A 15,613-nucleotide genomic window follows, 5' to 3' on the forward strand; every position below is an offset into this window, starting at 1 on the left:
ACAAGCAGTCCCCAATCCGCCCCGACAGCATTCCCTATATGGTTGCATACCTGACAAAAATCCCGTCGCCAATGGCGCTGTTTGAGCTTTGTTGAAACAAGCCGGCCGGCGGAATGCGCGCCCGCGCAAACAACCGGTTCGGGAGGCGAACCGCCGCCAGCGGCAGGCCGCCGATCTCGTCCGCCGGCATCTTGAGGGTCATTTTGGGGGAATTATGGAGGGTCTCCCCGAGGGAGCGTCAAGCACTTGATTGCAAACCGCCGCCGCCCCCATTCAAGGGGACGGCGGCGCCTTGGTTTTCGTGAGGTCCGGGCCGGGGCGAATGTCCGGCCCGGCTAGTGTGGCTGGTTGATCAGAACGTCACGCGCCAGTTGGCGGCGACCCACGCGCTCGCGGCCTCGCCCTTGGTGGTGGCGTTGCCCATCACCGACAGCGTCGAGCCCGAGACGTCGACCTCGAAGCCGGCGCCGGCCCGCAGCCAGTCCTGCTGGTACTTCGCCGCACCCAGGTTGAACGCGCCGAGACCAACCACCTGGCCGGTGACGTTCGACCCGCTGCTCTCGAAGCGGTGAACGCCCTCCAGCGTGCCGATCAGCCGGAACTGCTCCATCAGCGGATAGCGGGCGTCGAAGCCGTAGCGGACTTCGGTGCTCGCATCGCACAGGCTGTTGAACGCCGCCGGGAAGGCACCGCCCGTCTCCGTGTAGGCACCGAGGCAGGTGCGGGCATAGGACAGCTCGCCATAGGGAGAAATATGCGGGATCAGATTCTCCCACTGCAGGCGGGCGCGGACGCCGTAACCTTCCACATCCGTCGAGCCGGTGGAGGTGTCGACCAGGCCGCCGGACAGGTAGTTGCGGGCGATGTCGGCATTGCCCCAAAGGCCGGTGCCGGTCATGACGCCCCACAGGCCGCTGTTCGCGTCGCCGGTGATCTGGCCGATCGCCTCCAGCTTGACGTAACCGGCCTGCACCTCGCTGGAGCCGCCCAGCACCGTCGTCTGCTCGGCGCCGGTATAGCCGGCCACACCGTTCAGCTGCACCGGACCGAAATTGTAGCCGACGCCGATCTCGCCGAGACCCAGGCTGCCGTCGCGGCTGCCATGGTCGTCACGGCCCCAGTCGCCGCCCACCCACATGGTGAACTTGCCCTCCGGCGCGCGCCGGTCGAGCGGACGCGATCCCGCGCCGTTGACGATCACGCCCATGGACTTGACGGCCATGGTGTTGGTGGCGCCGGCCGAGCCCAGGCTGCTGCCCAGCGACTGCAGAGTGATGAGGCCCGTGCCGCCAGTCCCACCGGTTCCACCTGTGCCGCCAGTCCCACCGGTGCCGCCGGTTCCGCCCGTGCCGCCGGTTCCGCCCGTGCCTCCGGTACCACCCGTGCCACCCGTGCCACCGGTACCACCCGTTCCGCCAGTGCCACCCGTGCCACCGGTTCCGCCAGTGCCTCCGGTCCCGCCGGTTCCACCCGTGCCACCGGTACCGCCGGTTCCACCCGTACCGCCGGTGCCCCCCGTGCCGCCGGTGCCGGTCGGACCCGTACCATTACCGCGCGCGATATAGACCTCGTCGTCCTGGGTCAGGCCGATGACGATCGAGCCGTCCTCGTTCGTCGCCGCCGCCGTCGCGGTGATGTTTGATCCGCCGGGATAATTCGACGCGATCGTCGCGCCGCTGGCCCGCAGCCAGTCCTCGACGGTCAGCATGCCGCCCTCTTCCGTCCAGCGGAACCCGTGGAACGTGCTGTCGCCCTGATACGCCTGACCGACGATCACCTCCCCGTTGCCGGAAATCCCGAGAGCCTGGGAGAGCTGGTTGGTCAGCGGCTGGCCGCTCGGGCTGGACAGATCGCCCAACTCGAAAATCTCGCCGCCCACCCAGCGCACGGCGCGGTTGGTGTAGTCGCTCACCGAATGGCCGACGATGACGCTGCCGTCCCAGGACACGCCGGTCGCCGCCGCCGTGTTGTTGCTGGCATTGCGCGCCGACAGCGTCGGCAGCGCCACCATGCCGGTGTCCTCGGCCCAGCGGAAGGCCTGGAACCTGTTGGTGCTCGACAGGGCCGCGCCGACGATCACCGAGCCGTCATAGGAGGCGGCCGTCGCCTGGTCGTTGCCATACGTGTCGCGGCCGTCGAGCCAGCCGAGGCTCTGCATGCCGCCGCTTTCGGTCCAGCGGAACGCCTCGCCGCCATTCGCGCCGACATAGCCGACGATGACGCTTCCGTCGCCGGAAACCGCCGTCGCGTCGGAGAACGGATTGGTGTTGCCTTCGATCGTCCCGAGCGTTTCGAACCCGCCCGACTGCGTCCAGCGATAGGCATGCAGTCCCATTTCGCTACCGACCACGCCGCGGCCCGCACGGCCGACGACGACGCCTCCATCTGCGGAAATGCCGTTGGCCGAGTAGGACTGGCTGCCTTCCAGCGGCCGGGCGACCGCTCCGCCCAGCGGCGTCACGCCCTCGTCTCCGGTCCACACGAAGCCGCTGGTGATGCTGCTTCCGTAGCTGCGATACACCGTGCCGACGAAGGTGCCGCCGTCTGCCGTCATTCCGCCGATGCGCGCGGGGTCGGTCAGGCCGGTGCTGAAGCCGGGCTCATCCGGGTCGCCGTAGAACAACCGGATCACATGCGCAGGGCTCAACATGCTGATGTCGGCAACTTCCTGTGCGGCAATCGGACTGGCTGCCGCAAGTGACAGGGACGCCAGCGCAGTAGACTGAAAAAGTCCCTTGTATTTCCCAACCCTCATTGCCAACGTACCCTCTTACACGCATTCCATGGAAAAATTCCCAGACAAGCTAATGCAGTACGCGGCGGCGCGGCATCACCTGAACAGGTGAGCGACAGGCGGGGCCAGCGTGATAAACCTTTGCGCGGAGACGTAAATCAGGTGCTCAAGAGACTGACCCCCTTCACGGTGCTGGCCCTCGCTGCGACGGCCGGTCTCGCCGCCGCAGTCCTCGTGCTGGTCACCGCGCTGAACCAGCCCTGGCTCGGGCTCGGTCTTTCGCCCGATCCGCAGGCCGGTCTGGTGCAGATCGAAACCGTCGCGCCGGATGGCCCGGCCGGCGCCCTGCAGCCCGGCACGCCTCTGGCGGCGGTCGGCGGCATCGGGCTGGAAGCGAACGATCTGGTCGAGGAGCCGGATGTTGCGGAGAGCTACGACGCCCTGCAGCGCTTCTTCGAGCGGCAGAGCGCGCTGCATGCGGCGCTGTCCGGTGACAGCGTGGTGCTGGAGACCGAAGGCGCCTCGCCCGCGCGCGTCGAGGTGACGGCTGCAAGCGGACGGCCGCTATCCAGCCTTCCGCCCGCCTTCTGGGTGCAGATCGTCACCGGCCTCGTCAGCGTGATCGTGGGCGCCTGGGTGTGGAGCCTGCGCCGGGGCGAGCTGTCGGCGCAGCTCCTGGCGCTTGCGGGGCTGGGCATTCTCGTCGCCGCCTTTCCCGCCGCCGTCTATTCCTCGCGCGAGCTCGCCCTGCCCGGCGGGTTGTTTCACGCGCTTTCGGCGACCAACCATTTCGGCGCGCTGGCATTCGGTGTCGCCATGGTGGCACTGTTCCTGTCCTATCCGCGCCGCCTCGTGCCCGTCTCCGCCCTCTGGCTGCTGCCGGCCGTCTACGGCGTGATCTGGGTGATGGACACCGCCTGGCTCGGCTTTTCCGGCCCTGCCGGCGGCTATCACCTGCCGACGGTCATCCTGATGGCCGGCATCCTGCTCGGCGCGCTGCTGCAATACCGGGCCAGCCGCGAGGACCCGGCTGCGCGCGCGGCGATCCGCTGGTTCGCCCTGTCGGTCGGCCTGTGCGCCGGCACCTTCGTCACCGTCGTGCTCATGCCGAACCTCTTCGGCATGCAGCCGACGATCTCGCAAGGCTATGCCTTCATCCTGTTCGGCATGCTGTTCCTCGGCGTCGCCGCCGGTGTCGCCCGCTACCGCCTGTTCGAGCTGGAAGGCTGGGCCTTCTCGATCCTGTCCTATTTCGGCGCGGTCCTGCTGCTCGTCCTCGTCGATGCGGCGCTGATCTCCTTCGTGGCGATGGATCGTCCCGAGGCCTTCGCCCTGTCGCTGCTGGTGGTGGCGATCCTCTACCTGCCGTTCCGCGACTGGCTGTCGCGGCGGCTGATGCGCCGGCGGGAGATCGACCGCGAGGAGCTGTTCGGCCAGATCGTCGATGTCGCCCTCGCCCGCGAGGCCGACCGGGAAAGCCGCTGGCGCCAGGTCCTGCGCGACGCGTTCCGCCCGTTGCAGATTTCCGCCGCGGCCGGCCCGGCGCCGGAGAAGCCGGCCATCGCCGAGGACGGCCTTGCCTTGCTGCTGCCGGTCCTGCCCGGCCTGTCCCCGTTGAAGCTCTCCCATGCCCAGTCCGGACGGCGGCTGTTCAGCCCGCAGGACCGCCGCTTTGCCGGCGAGCTCTACGCCATGCTCGCCCATGCCATCGCCAGCCGCGACGCGCACGAGAAAGGCGCCTCCGAGGAGCGGATCCGCATCGCCCGCGACATGCACGACAACATGGGCGCGCAGCTCCTGTCCGCGCTCCACAGCGAGCGGCGCGAGCGCAAGGACACCTTGATCCGCGAGACGATCTCGGACCTGCGCGACATCGTCAACAACGCCGCCCGGGGCGGCCGGCCCATCGGCGAGCTGCTCGCCGATCTCAAGGTCGAGGCGCTGGAGCGGCTGGCGGCCGCCGACATCCGGCTCGACTGGCAGGACGCCTGCGACGACGGCGAGCGGGTGCTCGCGCCCAATGTCGCGCACTCCCTGCGCTCGGTCCTGCGCGAGATCGTCAGCAACACGATCCGCCATTCCGGGGCGGAGACGATGCGGGTGCGCATCGGCATGCGGGACGGCGTGCTCGACCTGGAGGCGAGCGACGACGGCCGCGGTCTCGTCGCCTGCAGCCGGGGAAGCGGCAACGGCCTGTCCAACCTGGAGGCCCGGCTGCTGGCGCTGAAGGGAACGCTGGTGCTGGAAGACGCGCAACCCGGTCTCACGGTCCGCGCCCGGTTTCCGCTCGCAGAAGGGGACGCAAGATGACACGCATCCTGATCGTCGAGGACCTCGCCGAGGCGCGCAAGTGGCTTGAGGGCGTCGCCCGGGAGGCCTTTGTCGGACCGCACGAGATCGACGCCAGGACCACCTTGCAGGACGGTCTCGCGGCCGCCGCCCGGCACGACTACGACGTCGCGCTCATAGATCTGCGCCTGCCGGACGGCTCCGGCATCGAGGTGCTGCGGGCCCTGCGCCAGCGCAGTTCCGGCACGCTCTGCGTCGTCACCACCGCCATGGCGGACGATGTTCACATCGTGGCCGCCCTGTCGGCCGGCGCCAACGGCTACCTGCTGAAGGAACAGCCCTCGGCCATGATCGTCCGGCAGCTGTCGCAGCTCGCCGACGGCATTCCGGCCCTGTCGCCGGCCATCGCCCGCCGCATCATGGAGCACTTCCAGCTCACGGGACCGGCCGCCGAGCCGGAGGAAAGCCTGACCGAGCGCGAAAAGGAGGTGCTCGCGCTGATCGGCCGGGGCATGCGCAATGTCGACGTGTCCGAGCAGCTCTCGCTTTCGGGAAACACGGTCGCCACGCATATCAAGTCGATCTACCGCAAGCTCGGCATTTCCTCGCGCGCCGAGGCGTCCTGGCACGCGGCGATGCTCGGCCTGGCACCGGGCAAGACGGAAGGCTCCGAGACGCCCCCGGCGAACGGCGTCACCAGCGGCTCCGCCGACTAGCTTTCCGCCACTTCCGGCGCCCGCCGAAGCGATGCGAAATGGGGATTTACCTCAGTTAAAGGTTCGGCAACCGCGAAAGTTGTATCCTGCGGTTCGCGCCTGAACAAAGGTCTCCCCCAATGCCGCTCTTCTCCAACAGGAACCAAGGCCTGATCGAGGCCATCGGTCGGTCTCAGGCCATGATTCATTTCAGGCCGGACGGAACTATTCTGGACGCCAACGAAAATTTCCTGTCTCTGATGGGGTATTCGCTCGGCGAAATAATGAACAAGCATCACCGTATGTTCGTTGTCGAAGATTATGCTGCGAGTGCGGCGTATCGCGCGTTCTGGCAGGATCTCGCCCGCGGTGAATTCAAGTCCGACGAATTCATGCGCGTGACCAAGACCGGCGCCGAGGTCTGGATACAGGCGACCTACAACCCTGTTCTCGACAGCAAGGGCGATGTCTGCCGCATCGTCAAGATCGCCACGGATATTACCAACGCCAAGTTGAAGAGCCTGGAGACCCAAGGGCAGCTGACAGCAATCCACCGCTCGCAGGCCGTGATCCACTTCGATCTGGACGGAACTATTCTGGAAGCCAATGACAACTTCCTGAAGGCGGTCGGCTACACGCTCGACCAGATCAAGGGCAAGCACCACTCGATCTTCGTCGCCACCGACGAGCGCGAAACACCGGATTACAAGGCATTCTGGAGGCAGCTCGGCGCCGGGCGCTTCATGGCGGGCGAGTTCAAGCGCATCACCAGGGACGGCGAGGAAATCTGGATCCACGCCACCTACAACCCGATCCTCGACGCGGCCGGCCGGCCCTTCAAGGTGGTGAAATTCGCGTCCGACATCACCGCAGAAAAGCGCAAGAACGCCGAACATGAAGGCCTGATCGCCGCCATCGGCCGCAGCCAGGCCGTCATCTCCTTCAGCAAGGACGGCATCATCCTGGATGCCAACGACAACTTCCTGGCAGCGGTCGGCTACCGCCTCGACGAGATCAGGGGCAAGCATCACCGCATGTTCGTCGAGGAAAAATACGCCCATTCCGAGCAGTATGCCGAGTTCTGGCAGACCCTGGCCGGCGGCAAGCACCTCTCGGCGATCTACCAGCGCTTCAACAAGGCGGGACAGCCGATCTGGCTGCAGGCGAACTACAATCCGATCTTCGACGCCTCCGGAAACATCATGAAGGTGACGAAGTTCGCGACCGACATCACCCAGAACATGACGGCGCGACAGGCAGCCATCGAGGCGGCCGAGGAAACGCTGAACACCGTGGGGCAGACGGCGCATTCCGCCCAGCATGTGAACTCGTCCGCCCAGGGCATTTCGCAAGGCATGGAAAAGGCGCGCGTGGCCGTCGAGGCCATGCACGGGCGGTCCGAGATCGCCGAGCGGTCGACCGAAAAGCTGCGCCTTGCGGCCGCGTCCATGGACGGCGTGGTGCAGCTCATTTCCAAGGTCGCGGACCAGATCAACCTGCTGTCCCTCAACGCGACCATCGAGGCTGCCCGCGCCGGCGAGGCCGGCCGCGGCTTTGCGGTCGTCGCCAACGAGGTCAAGACGCTGGCGAACCAGACCTCGCAGGCGACGACGCGGATCTTCTCCGAGATCGCCGAGATGCAGTCGGTCGCCGGCTCCGTCGACGAGGCGTTGAAGGCCATCCGCAGCTCGATCTCCGACGTGCAGGACCTCGTCCTGTTGACCACCAACGCGACTGAAGAGCAATGCGTGTCCACGGACGAGATCAACGTCCGTCTCCAGTCCGCGTCCTCCAGCGTCGCCTCCGTGTGCGACAGCCTCGACAAGTGGGTGATCGGCATGGAGAACCGCCGCCGCGACGAGCGCACGCGCGTGCATCGGGACTGCATGATCGGCGGCGTCGACGGCCAGAAGATCCGCGCCTCCCTGCGCGATATCTCGGGCTCGGGCGCAAGGATCTACGTCGCCGACCCCGCGGCGATCCCCGACCAGATCATCCTGGAACTGGACGACAGAAGCACAAAACGCGGCACGGTTGTGCGCCGCAACGGACGGGAGCTCGGCATCGAATTCCGCTCCGAGGCCGCCGCCTTCGCAGCCTAGGCCGCGGCACGGGGAAGCAGAATCATAAGGCCGCGGCCCGGGCTCTTGCCTCGCTTCCCTTTGCGCGGCGAAGCGGGTTTTGCGTGAGCGAAAAGATAGTGGACGTGCTTGGCGAGACGTCAAACCAGTTGTTCGCTGAACTCGCCGAATGGGAAGCGCTCTTGAACGACACGTCGCTGGCAAAGCGGCCCGGTCCTCCGACACCTTCTCCGGCACCTTGAACGAGGTGCCGACATGTCCACGAAGATGCCTATGGCCGGCCCGGACAGGGCCAGGCTGAAGACCACCCCCTTTTCCATCCGGCTGACCGAAGACGAGAAGCCTATCCGGCGGCTGGTGCGCCTGATCGGGCTCATGCCGAACCGGAGGCCCGACACCAGCAGACCGGCGAAAGGTTACAAGACCTGTCCCTACCTGCAGGCAGGTCTGCGGGTGGATCGTCCGAACCAAGTCTGGTGCTAGGACATCACCTGTCTGCCAATATGGCGCGGTTCCCTCTACCTGTTGGCGATCGTGGACTGGCGCACTCGAAAGGTCTTGGCTTGGCGCTTCTTGATTACGCTGGAGGCCGACTTCTGTCTCGACGCGTTGAACGAGGCCGTCCACAAGTTCGGGCCGCCCGAGATCATGAATACCGATCAAGGAACACAGTTCACGTCCTTCGCCTGGACCGACAGTCTGCGCCGGAGTGGCGCAAGGATCGCGGTGGACGGAAAGGGGCGGTTCATCGACAACATCTTCATCGAGAGGCTGCGATGAACCCTGGAATACGAGTGCGTCCACCTGCACGCCTGGGAGACAGGATCGGAAACGAAGATGGCCATCCCGAAATGGATGGCTTTTTCCTAACAACCAGCGCCCTCGGCAGATTTCGCCGCCTGTCGATACTCCTGTTGCAACAAGCGCTTCAGCAGCTTGCCATTGGGCTCGCGTGGCAGACGGATGCGGAAATCCATCGTTCGCGGACACTTGATGGGGGACAACCGCGCCCGACAAAAGGCGATCAACTCTTCAGCCAGCGCCGGTGAGGGCTGCGCTCCGTCCACGAGTTCGACGACCGCTTTCACCTCTTCTCCGAAGTCGGCGTTGGGCACGCCGAACACTGCCGCATCGGCCACCGCCGGGTGCGTGACAAGAATGTTCTCGGTCTCCTGAGGATAGATGTTCACGCCGCCGGAGATGATTACAAAGGACTTGCGGTCGGTCAGGTAAAGATAGCCGTCTGCATCGACCCGCCCGATATCGCCCAGCGTCGTCCAGCCCAGACGATTGCGTGCCTTGCGGGTCTTGTCCGGATCGTTGTGATACTCGAAGGGAACGCCGTTGGCGAAGTAGACCTCGCCTTCGCAACCGGGCGGCAGTTCTTCCCCCTCGTCATCGCAGATGTGCAGCCTGCCCAGCTTGGCACGTCCCACCGACCCGGGATGGGCCAGCCATTCTCCGGTATTGAGAGCGCAGAAACCATTGTTCTCCGTGCCCGCGTAATATTCCATCAGGATCGGCCCCCACCAGTCGATCATCTGCCGCTTGACCTCGATCGGGCAGGGAGCGGCGGCATGGACCGCCATCTGCAGGGAAGACAGATCGTAGCGCCGCCGCACCGCCTCCGGCAGCTTCAGCATCCGCACGAACATCGTCGGCACCCACTGGCTGTGGGTGATCCGATGCGCCTCGATGAGAGCCAGGGCTTCTTCCGCGTCGAACTTCGGCATGATGACCGCCGATCCGCCGCGCTTCAGCGTCGTCATGGTGTGCCGCAACGGCGCGGCATGGTAGAGCGGCGCCGGATTGAGATAGCGGGTCTGCGCGCCATAGCCGAACAGATCGCACAGAAGCTCGATCAGAAAGGTCATCCGGCCGGGAGGCTGCGCCGGCAGCGGCCATTTCACGCCCTTGGGTCGGCCCGTGGTCCCCGACGAATACAACATGTCGAGCCCCTGCGCCGGATCGGCAATCTCATGCGTGGGCATGTCGCGGCACATGTCATCCCAGCAGGCAGCGCCCGCGCAGGGCTCTCCCACCATGAAGATCGGGACCTCCGGCGGCAGCTGGGCACGCAACATGCCGGCGACCTCGGCAAATCGCCCGGAGGTGATCACCAGCTTCGCGCCGCAATCGCGCGCGATGTAGAGCACCTCGTCTGCGGAAAGCTGGGTGCTGGCCGTCGTGTAGTAGAGCCCCGACCGGTCGGCAGCGAAACAGGTTTCCAGAAACTCGCGGCGGTTCTCCATCAGGATGAGAATGTGGTCGCCGACGACAAGACCCTGCGCGCGCAGAAGATGCGCCCCCTGGTTGGATCGACGGTCGAGGTCTGCGAAGGTAACGGTCTCTCCCGTGTCCGCCATGACATAGGCGAGCCGGTTCGGGTCGCGCCTGGCAACCTGATCGATGTACAACATGTTCGTGCTTTCGCTGGCTGGAGCCCGTCGGCCGGTCACACCTGGCCGGGATCTTTCTCGATAGACGGAGGCCGCTCGGCGGCCGGACCTGGAGCGCGCCGACTTTTCATGGAATTGCTCTAGAACTCGATGACTGTCTTGCCGAAGCGATCGGCCTGCGCAAAATGTGCCATCGCCTCCTTCAATCCCTCGAAGGGGAAGGAGCTGCCGACGAGCGGACGCACCCGATGCGCTGCCATAGCTCTCAACATGGCCTCGAAGTCGTCGCGATGGCCTACCGTCACCCCCTGAAGGCGGATCTGCCGGGTCACGATCGGACCCAGCGACAGGCTCAGGTCCAGCCCACTCAAGACGCCGATCATCGCAATCGTACCGCCGGGTCGGATCGCCCTGAGCGATTGGCCCAGTGTCTGAGCCCCGCCCAGTTCCACGATTGCATCATACCCGCCCCGCTCGGCCACCAGCGCCCGGGTCGCGCGGGCCCAGTCGGCGTGCTGCCGGTAATTGACGAGATGGTCCGCGCCCAGCTCGCGAACACGCGCCAGTTTCTCGTCGCTGGAGGACAGCACCGTCACGGTCGCGCCGTGCAGCTTGGCAAACTGCAATGCGAAGAGCGCCACCCCGCCCGTACCCTGAAGGAGCACGTGATCGCCGGGGCGTAGCCGGGCTTCTCCCGACACCGCACTCCAGGCGGTCAGCGCAGCGCACGGCAGGCTCGCGGCCTCCGCATCGTCCAGATACTCCGGTACTTTCACCACCCCCTCTTCCGACAGGCACACATATTCGGCCATCACGCCATCCAGAGGCCCACCCAACGCCGATGCGAAGGCTGCTGCCGAAGGAGACCCGGCCACCCAGTTCTGGAAGAAAGTCGGACAGACCCGGTCGCCCACCGCCACGCGGGTGACGTCGGCACCGACCTCAACCACCTCTCCCGCGCCATCGGACAGCGGGATCAGCGGCAACTCGCCCGTTGCTCGGCCGTATCCGCGCTCCGGCACGATCAGATCGCGGGCATTCAACGCGGCACGGCGCATCTTCAGCAGCACCTGCCCCCGCCCGGCTCGCGGCACTTCGCGCTGGCCCGGACGCAGATTGTCCAGCCCCCAGTCATCCCTGATTTCAAATACACGCAAGGTTCACCCCTCCCGAAAAAGTCCGGTTTTCCGGCGCCCGGTCAGCGCCGCCACCCGCTCCAGCAGCATCTCGGTCGAACCGTCCACCAGCCCCACCACCTGGGCCGCTGCCAGATGCGCCTTCATCGGCGTTTGTCCCGACAGTCCCGCCGCTCCCAGCGCATGGAGAAGCTCCGGCATCCAGCGCCCCAGCGCGTGCGTTGCCGCGATTTTCGCCTGGGCCGCCAGAAGCTGGGCCGACGCCGCCTCTTCGGCGACGGCTTCCACAGCCGCCGCAGTCAGAGCCCGCGCCGCGGCAAGCGCAACCTCGCCCTCCGCCACCCGCAGGCGCCAATGCTGATGGGCTTGCAACGGTTGACCGAAACTCCTGCGTTCGCGACCGAAGCCGTGCGCACTCTCCAGCGCGGCGGCCAACATCCCGCAGCACATGGCCGCCACATAGGCGCGCGCGCCGTTTATCTCGTTCAGGATTGCGCGGAATGCTCCACCCGGCGGCAACAGCATCTCACCGTCGGGCACCCGATAGGCGTCCAGCGCGAAACCGCCCGTAGGCGCAGGCACAAAGGCATCGACCGAACACGCCGTGCGGCTCACCGCCGGATCGTCAAGTCTCACGAGGAAGGCTGCGATTCCGTCCCGCTCGCCGACCGTCCCGGTCTGGGCGTAGACAATCGACAGGCCTGCGACCGCGCCATTGGCGATCCACGCCTTCTCGCCGTGGAGGCACCAGCCGTCCCCGGTACGCTGCGCCATCGTGGAAATCGCAAAGAAGTCCGACCCGGCATGAGGCTCGGTCAGCGCGGTGCAGGCATGGTGCCGCCCTGCCAGGAGGTCCGGCAGGAGGCGTGCCGCCAGCTCGGGCGGGGCCGTGACAGCCAGCCTGGCCGCCACGTTGTGCGTGTTGACCAGCGACAACGCAAAGCCGAAATCGACGCCTGCCAGGATCTCGCAGGCCTTGGCCTTTTCACGAAAGCCCAATCCAAGCCCGCCGACTGACCGGGGCACCTCGATACCGGTCAGCCCCAGCTCGGCGGCCCGTAGCAGAAGCTGCGCATTCGCGGCTGCGTCGAGCGGCCCCGCCGCCGCCTGTTCCGCCAGTTCCCCGGCGGCGAAGGCGCGCACGTGATCCAGGAAGCCCCGGTCGCACTCCCAGTCGAGACCGGTCATCGCGCACGCCTCTTCTTCAGGAGGCCAAGCGCATCACTGGCCAGGCCGACGATCCCGCGCGGCATGAAGATCGTCGCCAGGATGAGAATCAGGCCATAGATCACCAGACGGAAGCTGTCGGCGAACCGCAGATATTCCGGCAGAAAAACGATTGCGAAGGCGCCGATGATCGGCCCCGTGATCGTCCCGCTCCCCCCCAGGATCACGGCCAGAACCGCATCCATGGATTGTGCGATGGTGAAGATCTCGGGATTGATGAAGCTCTGGTAGTGGGCATAGAGCGCCCCGGCAAAACCGGCAAACATGGCGCTGACGACAAAGGCAAAGAGCTTGTACTTCCAGGCAGCCAGTCCGGCGGCTCCGACCAGTGTTTCGTTCTGACGGATCGCGACCAGGACCCGGCCCAGCCGGGAATTGACGATCAGGGCCGTCAGAGCGGTCACGCCCGTCGCTGCGATCAGCACAAAATAGTAATAGGTCGTGCGGTCGGCGAAATTGATCGCCCCGTCCTTGCCGGCGCCGGGCTTGGGAATCCCCATCAGGCCAGCCTCGCCATTGGTCAGATCGGTCAGATTCAGCAAGACGATGAAAATGACCATGTTGAACGCGAGCGTGACGATGGCGAAATAATGCCCCTTCACGCGCAGGCTCGGATACCCCGCGACGAGCGCGAAAAGAGCCGTGATCAGCGGCGCAGACAGGATCGTCAACCAGACAGGAAGGCCGAAGTTGAGCCCCAGAAGGGCCGTTCCATAGGCCCCGATCCCCATGAACCCGGCCTGGGCAATCGACACATAGCCGGTGAAGCCCTGAATCAGGTTCTGACCCTGCGCAACAATTACCCAGATCAACGCAAGAACCGACAGGTGGATGTAGTATTTCGTCGAAATGAAGGACGGAAGGACGATCAGTCCGGCCAGAATTGCCAGATAAAGCAACCCGTTTTTCCTGGTGAGCGTCATTTCGCGCCTCCGAGCAGACCTTGCGGGCGGAACAACAGGACGACAATCATCACGACGAAGGCAATGACGTCCTTGTAAGCTGAGGACAGAAAGCCGGCCGCAAGCGCCTCTGTGACGCCCAGCACGAGGCCGCCGATGATTGCCCCGGGAATAGAGCCGAGCCCCCCCAGGATCAGCACGGCAAAGCCCTTCACGACCATCGCCTCGCCGACACCCGGCGCGATGGCGAAGAGGGAGCCGACCATGACGCCCGCCGCAACGCCGAGCATGGTGGACATCGCGAAAACAATCAGCGGGATGCTGCGGACATTCACGCCCATCAGGATCGCCGCATCGCGGTTCTGCGCCACCGCCCGGATCGCCTGGCCGGTCTTGGTTCCCTCCACGAAGGCGGTCATGGCGATGACCAGCACCGTCGCGGCCAGGATGACGTAGAGCCGCGTCTCGGGGATGGTCACCCCCGCGATCTCGAACACCCGGTCGAAGCCGGTCGGGATCACCACCTGATCGGCCCCGAAAAGCTGGAGATTGATCCCTTCGACCATCATGGTCAGCCCGAGCGCGATGATGAAGGCATTGATGTGATTGGCGTTTCTGACCGGGCGGTAGGCAAGAAACTCAATCAGCCCGCCCACCCCCATGCCCACGATCAACGCGACCGGAATGGCAAGCCAGAGCGAAACGCCCTGGGAAGCCACGAGCACATAGACCAGATATCCGCCGAACATCGACACCGACCCGTGTGCGAAATGCGCGATGCCGAGGATGCCGAACACCGTGGTCAGGCCGAGGGCGATCAGCACATAGACACTGCCGATCGCCACGCCATTCGTGATCTGCTGAACAAGCTCCAGCATGGTCTCAACCGTCGATGGAGCTGAGGAAGCGGGAATAGTCCTCGGCAACCGAAGGCAACTCTTGCACGAACACCCATGCACCGTCCTGCCACTGGAATGCGCCGTTGGTGGTGTAGGCCTGTCCGTTGCCATCGAACATGCGTCCGTCGATCGGGATGTATTGCATCACCGCCTCCTTCGGCACCGGCAGTTCCCGCAGGGCCTTGGCCACGGCCGCGGCATCCTCGACCGTCCCGGCCTTCAGGATCGCATCGCGCAGCGCATAGAGCTGGTCATAGGCATAGGGCGAGCTCGGCGAGGGCTGGACACCAAACCGTGCCGTGAAATTCTCGTGGTAGGCACGACCGGTCTCCCCCGTCGACTGCAGGGTCAGTTCGGTCGGCCGCAGATCCCACACGCCTTCCATCTGCTCGGAGGAGGCGACGCGCAGGAACTGTTCCTCGCTGCCGCTGGTAAAGCCGTAGCGCGGCACATCGAGCCCCAGTTCCACCGACTGGCGGTAGACGAAGGCCGCCGGCTCGACATACCCGACCACCAGCAACGCATCCGGCTCCAGCGCCCGGATCTTGGTCAGCTGCGGGCTCATGTCGCGATCTTTCAGGCCAAAGGCCTCGCGCGTGACGATCTCACCGCCGCCTTTGACGAACTCGCGCTCGAACGCGTCGACATACATGGCGTAGAACGAGGTTTCGAGGGCCCCGATCACGGCAACCCGCTTGTGACCCTTCGAGGCAACGAAGGTTCCGGCTGCCGCCCCCGTGTAGTCGGCGGGCGGGCGGGTGCGCACCAGATTGTCTATCCCGCGCGTGGTGATCGAGCGTTCGGCGGCATTGCCGACCAGCATCACCGCATCTTCATTCTGGATGAAGGAGGCCACCGCGCCGGTCGCTCCGGAACAGCAGAAGCCCAGCAGAAACCGCGCGCCATCCCGGTCGATGAGCTTGCGCACGCTGTTCGAGGCCTCGGTCGGATTGGCCTTGTCGTCATAGGACAGGACCGTGATCTTGTAGGTGTCCTCGCCGAGACGGATGCCGCCGGCTGCATTGACCTCTTCCGCGGCCAGTTCCACCGCCCGTGCCTGCGGCACGCCATAAACGGCGGCGGGCCCGGTCAGCGCATCGCTGACGCCGACCACAAGGTCCTTTTCCGCCGCGCCGGCCAGAGACGTGGAGGCTGCGAGCACGGCAGCAGCAAGCCCCGCGCCGATCGTGGATCTGCGTTTCATGAGTTCCTCCCTAGTGTCGTTGTTCACGCCCGGTTCCGCCGGACGGT

The 15,613-nt window shown here is 65.7% G+C and carries 13 protein-coding genes; 5 read left to right on the top strand and 8 right to left on the bottom strand.

Going from position 1 to position 15,613, the window contains the following annotated elements; translation table 11 throughout:
* Positions 1-34 precede the first annotated feature (34 nt).
* Both BBX35_RS23590 and BBX35_RS23770 read right to left on the bottom strand, forming a co-directional pair.
* Positions 35-202 carry a hypothetical protein gene (locus BBX35_RS23590; RefSeq protein ID WP_171901394.1) on the bottom strand — a complete coding sequence of 56 codons (168 nt, stop codon included), beginning with the start codon at positions 200-202 and terminating at the stop codon, positions 35-37.
* 150 nt (positions 203-352) lie between these two features.
* Entirely contained in the window at positions 353-2,650 is a 2,298-nt protein-coding gene (locus tag BBX35_RS23770) for an autotransporter domain-containing protein (RefSeq protein ID WP_067217490.1), read from the bottom strand.
* Positions 2,651-2,896: 246 nt separating this feature from the next.
* Here BBX35_RS23770 and BBX35_RS06850 point away from each other — a divergent pair, with 246 nt between their 5' ends.
* The 5 genes from BBX35_RS06850 (at position 2,897) to BBX35_RS22730 (ending at position 8,579) form a co-directional block, all read left to right on the top strand.
* Positions 2,897-5,044 carry a sensor histidine kinase gene (locus BBX35_RS06850; RefSeq protein WP_067217492.1) on the top strand — a complete coding sequence of 716 codons (2,148 nt, stop codon included), beginning with the start codon at positions 2,897-2,899 and terminating at the stop codon, positions 5,042-5,044.
* Positions 5,041-5,739, top strand: coding sequence for a response regulator (locus BBX35_RS06855; protein ID WP_067217495.1), 699 nt, complete (start codon positions 5,041-5,043; stop codon positions 5,737-5,739). Before BBX35_RS06850 ends, BBX35_RS06855 begins: the two co-directional genes overlap by 4 nt.
* A 179-nt stretch (positions 5,740-5,918) precedes the next feature.
* Positions 5,919-7,820 carry a methyl-accepting chemotaxis protein gene (locus BBX35_RS06860; RefSeq protein ID WP_244271569.1) on the top strand — a complete coding sequence of 634 codons (1,902 nt, stop codon included), beginning with the start codon at positions 5,919-5,921 and terminating at the stop codon, positions 7,818-7,820.
* Between the two features lie 234 nt (positions 7,821-8,054).
* Entirely contained in the window at positions 8,055-8,282 is a 228-nt protein-coding gene (locus BBX35_RS22725; protein WP_083206055.1) for a hypothetical protein, read from the top strand.
* Positions 8,283-8,294: 12 nt separating this feature from the next.
* Positions 8,295-8,579, top strand: coding sequence for a DDE-type integrase/transposase/recombinase (locus BBX35_RS22730; RefSeq protein ID WP_341871213.1), 285 nt, complete (start codon positions 8,295-8,297; stop codon positions 8,577-8,579).
* 86 nt (positions 8,580-8,665) lie between these two features.
* Here the strand turns inward: BBX35_RS22730 and BBX35_RS06870 are convergent, their stop codons facing one another.
* The 6 genes from BBX35_RS06870 to BBX35_RS06895 all read right to left on the bottom strand — a co-directional run bounded on the left by BBX35_RS06870 (position 8,666) and on the right by BBX35_RS06895 (position 15,566).
* Complete coding sequence (locus BBX35_RS06870) at positions 8,666-10,219, bottom strand: acyl-CoA synthetase (protein ID WP_067217500.1); 1,554 nt, start codon at positions 10,217-10,219, stop codon at positions 8,666-8,668.
* Positions 10,220-10,338: 119 nt separating this feature from the next.
* Complete coding sequence (locus BBX35_RS06875; RefSeq protein WP_067217504.1) at positions 10,339-11,355, bottom strand: zinc-dependent alcohol dehydrogenase family protein; 1,017 nt, start codon at positions 11,353-11,355, stop codon at positions 10,339-10,341.
* Between the two features lie 3 nt (positions 11,356-11,358).
* Positions 11,359-12,522, bottom strand: a complete 1,164-nt coding sequence (locus BBX35_RS06880; RefSeq protein WP_067217505.1) for an acyl-CoA dehydrogenase family protein — start codon at positions 12,520-12,522, stop codon at positions 11,359-11,361.
* On the bottom strand, positions 12,519-13,484 hold the full coding sequence (locus BBX35_RS06885) for a branched-chain amino acid ABC transporter permease (protein ID WP_067217507.1): 966 nt from the start codon (positions 13,482-13,484) through the stop codon (positions 12,519-12,521). Before BBX35_RS06885 ends, BBX35_RS06880 begins: the two co-directional genes overlap by 4 nt.
* Positions 13,481-14,341 (bottom strand): branched-chain amino acid ABC transporter permease, encoded by an 861-nt coding sequence (locus BBX35_RS06890; protein WP_067217508.1) that lies wholly within the window; start codon positions 14,339-14,341, stop codon positions 13,481-13,483. Before BBX35_RS06890 ends, BBX35_RS06885 begins: the two co-directional genes overlap by 4 nt.
* Before the next feature lie 4 nt (positions 14,342-14,345).
* Entirely contained in the window at positions 14,346-15,566 is a 1,221-nt protein-coding gene (locus BBX35_RS06895; protein WP_067217511.1) for an ABC transporter substrate-binding protein, read from the bottom strand.
* Positions 15,567-15,613 lie beyond the last annotated feature (47 nt).

Source organism: Stappia indica, assembly GCF_001696535.1.
Taxonomy (GTDB): Bacteria; Pseudomonadota; Alphaproteobacteria; order Rhizobiales; family Stappiaceae; genus Stappia; species Stappia indica.

What these genes read in the sequence shown, in the direction of transcription:
- BBX35_RS23590 (WP_171901394.1), bottom strand. Translation starts at nt 202, where the DNA reads ATGACCCTCAAGATGCCGGCGGACGAGATCGGCGGCCTGCCGCTGGCG.
- BBX35_RS23770 (WP_067217490.1), bottom strand. Translation starts at nt 2,650, where the DNA reads ATGTTGAGCCCTGCGCATGTGATCCGGTTGTTCTACGGCGACCCGGAT.
- BBX35_RS06855 (WP_067217495.1), top strand. Translation starts at nt 5,041, where the DNA reads ATGACACGCATCCTGATCGTCGAGGACCTCGCCGAGGCGCGCAAGTGG.
- BBX35_RS06860 (WP_244271569.1), top strand. Translation starts at nt 5,919, where the DNA reads ATGATTCATTTCAGGCCGGACGGAACTATTCTGGACGCCAACGAAAAT.
- BBX35_RS22725 (WP_083206055.1), top strand. Translation starts at nt 8,055, where the DNA reads ATGTCCACGAAGATGCCTATGGCCGGCCCGGACAGGGCCAGGCTGAAG.
- BBX35_RS06870 (WP_067217500.1), bottom strand. Translation starts at nt 10,219, where the DNA reads ATGTTGTACATCGATCAGGTTGCCAGGCGCGACCCGAACCGGCTCGCC.
- BBX35_RS06880 (WP_067217505.1), bottom strand. Translation starts at nt 12,522, where the DNA reads ATGACCGGTCTCGACTGGGAGTGCGACCGGGGCTTCCTGGATCACGTG.
- BBX35_RS06885 (WP_067217507.1), bottom strand. Translation starts at nt 13,484, where the DNA reads ATGACGCTCACCAGGAAAAACGGGTTGCTTTATCTGGCAATTCTGGCC.
- BBX35_RS06890 (WP_067217508.1), bottom strand. Translation starts at nt 14,341, where the DNA reads ATGCTGGAGCTTGTTCAGCAGATCACGAATGGCGTGGCGATCGGCAGT.
- BBX35_RS06895 (WP_067217511.1), bottom strand. Translation starts at nt 15,566, where the DNA reads ATGAAACGCAGATCCACGATCGGCGCGGGGCTTGCTGCTGCCGTGCTC.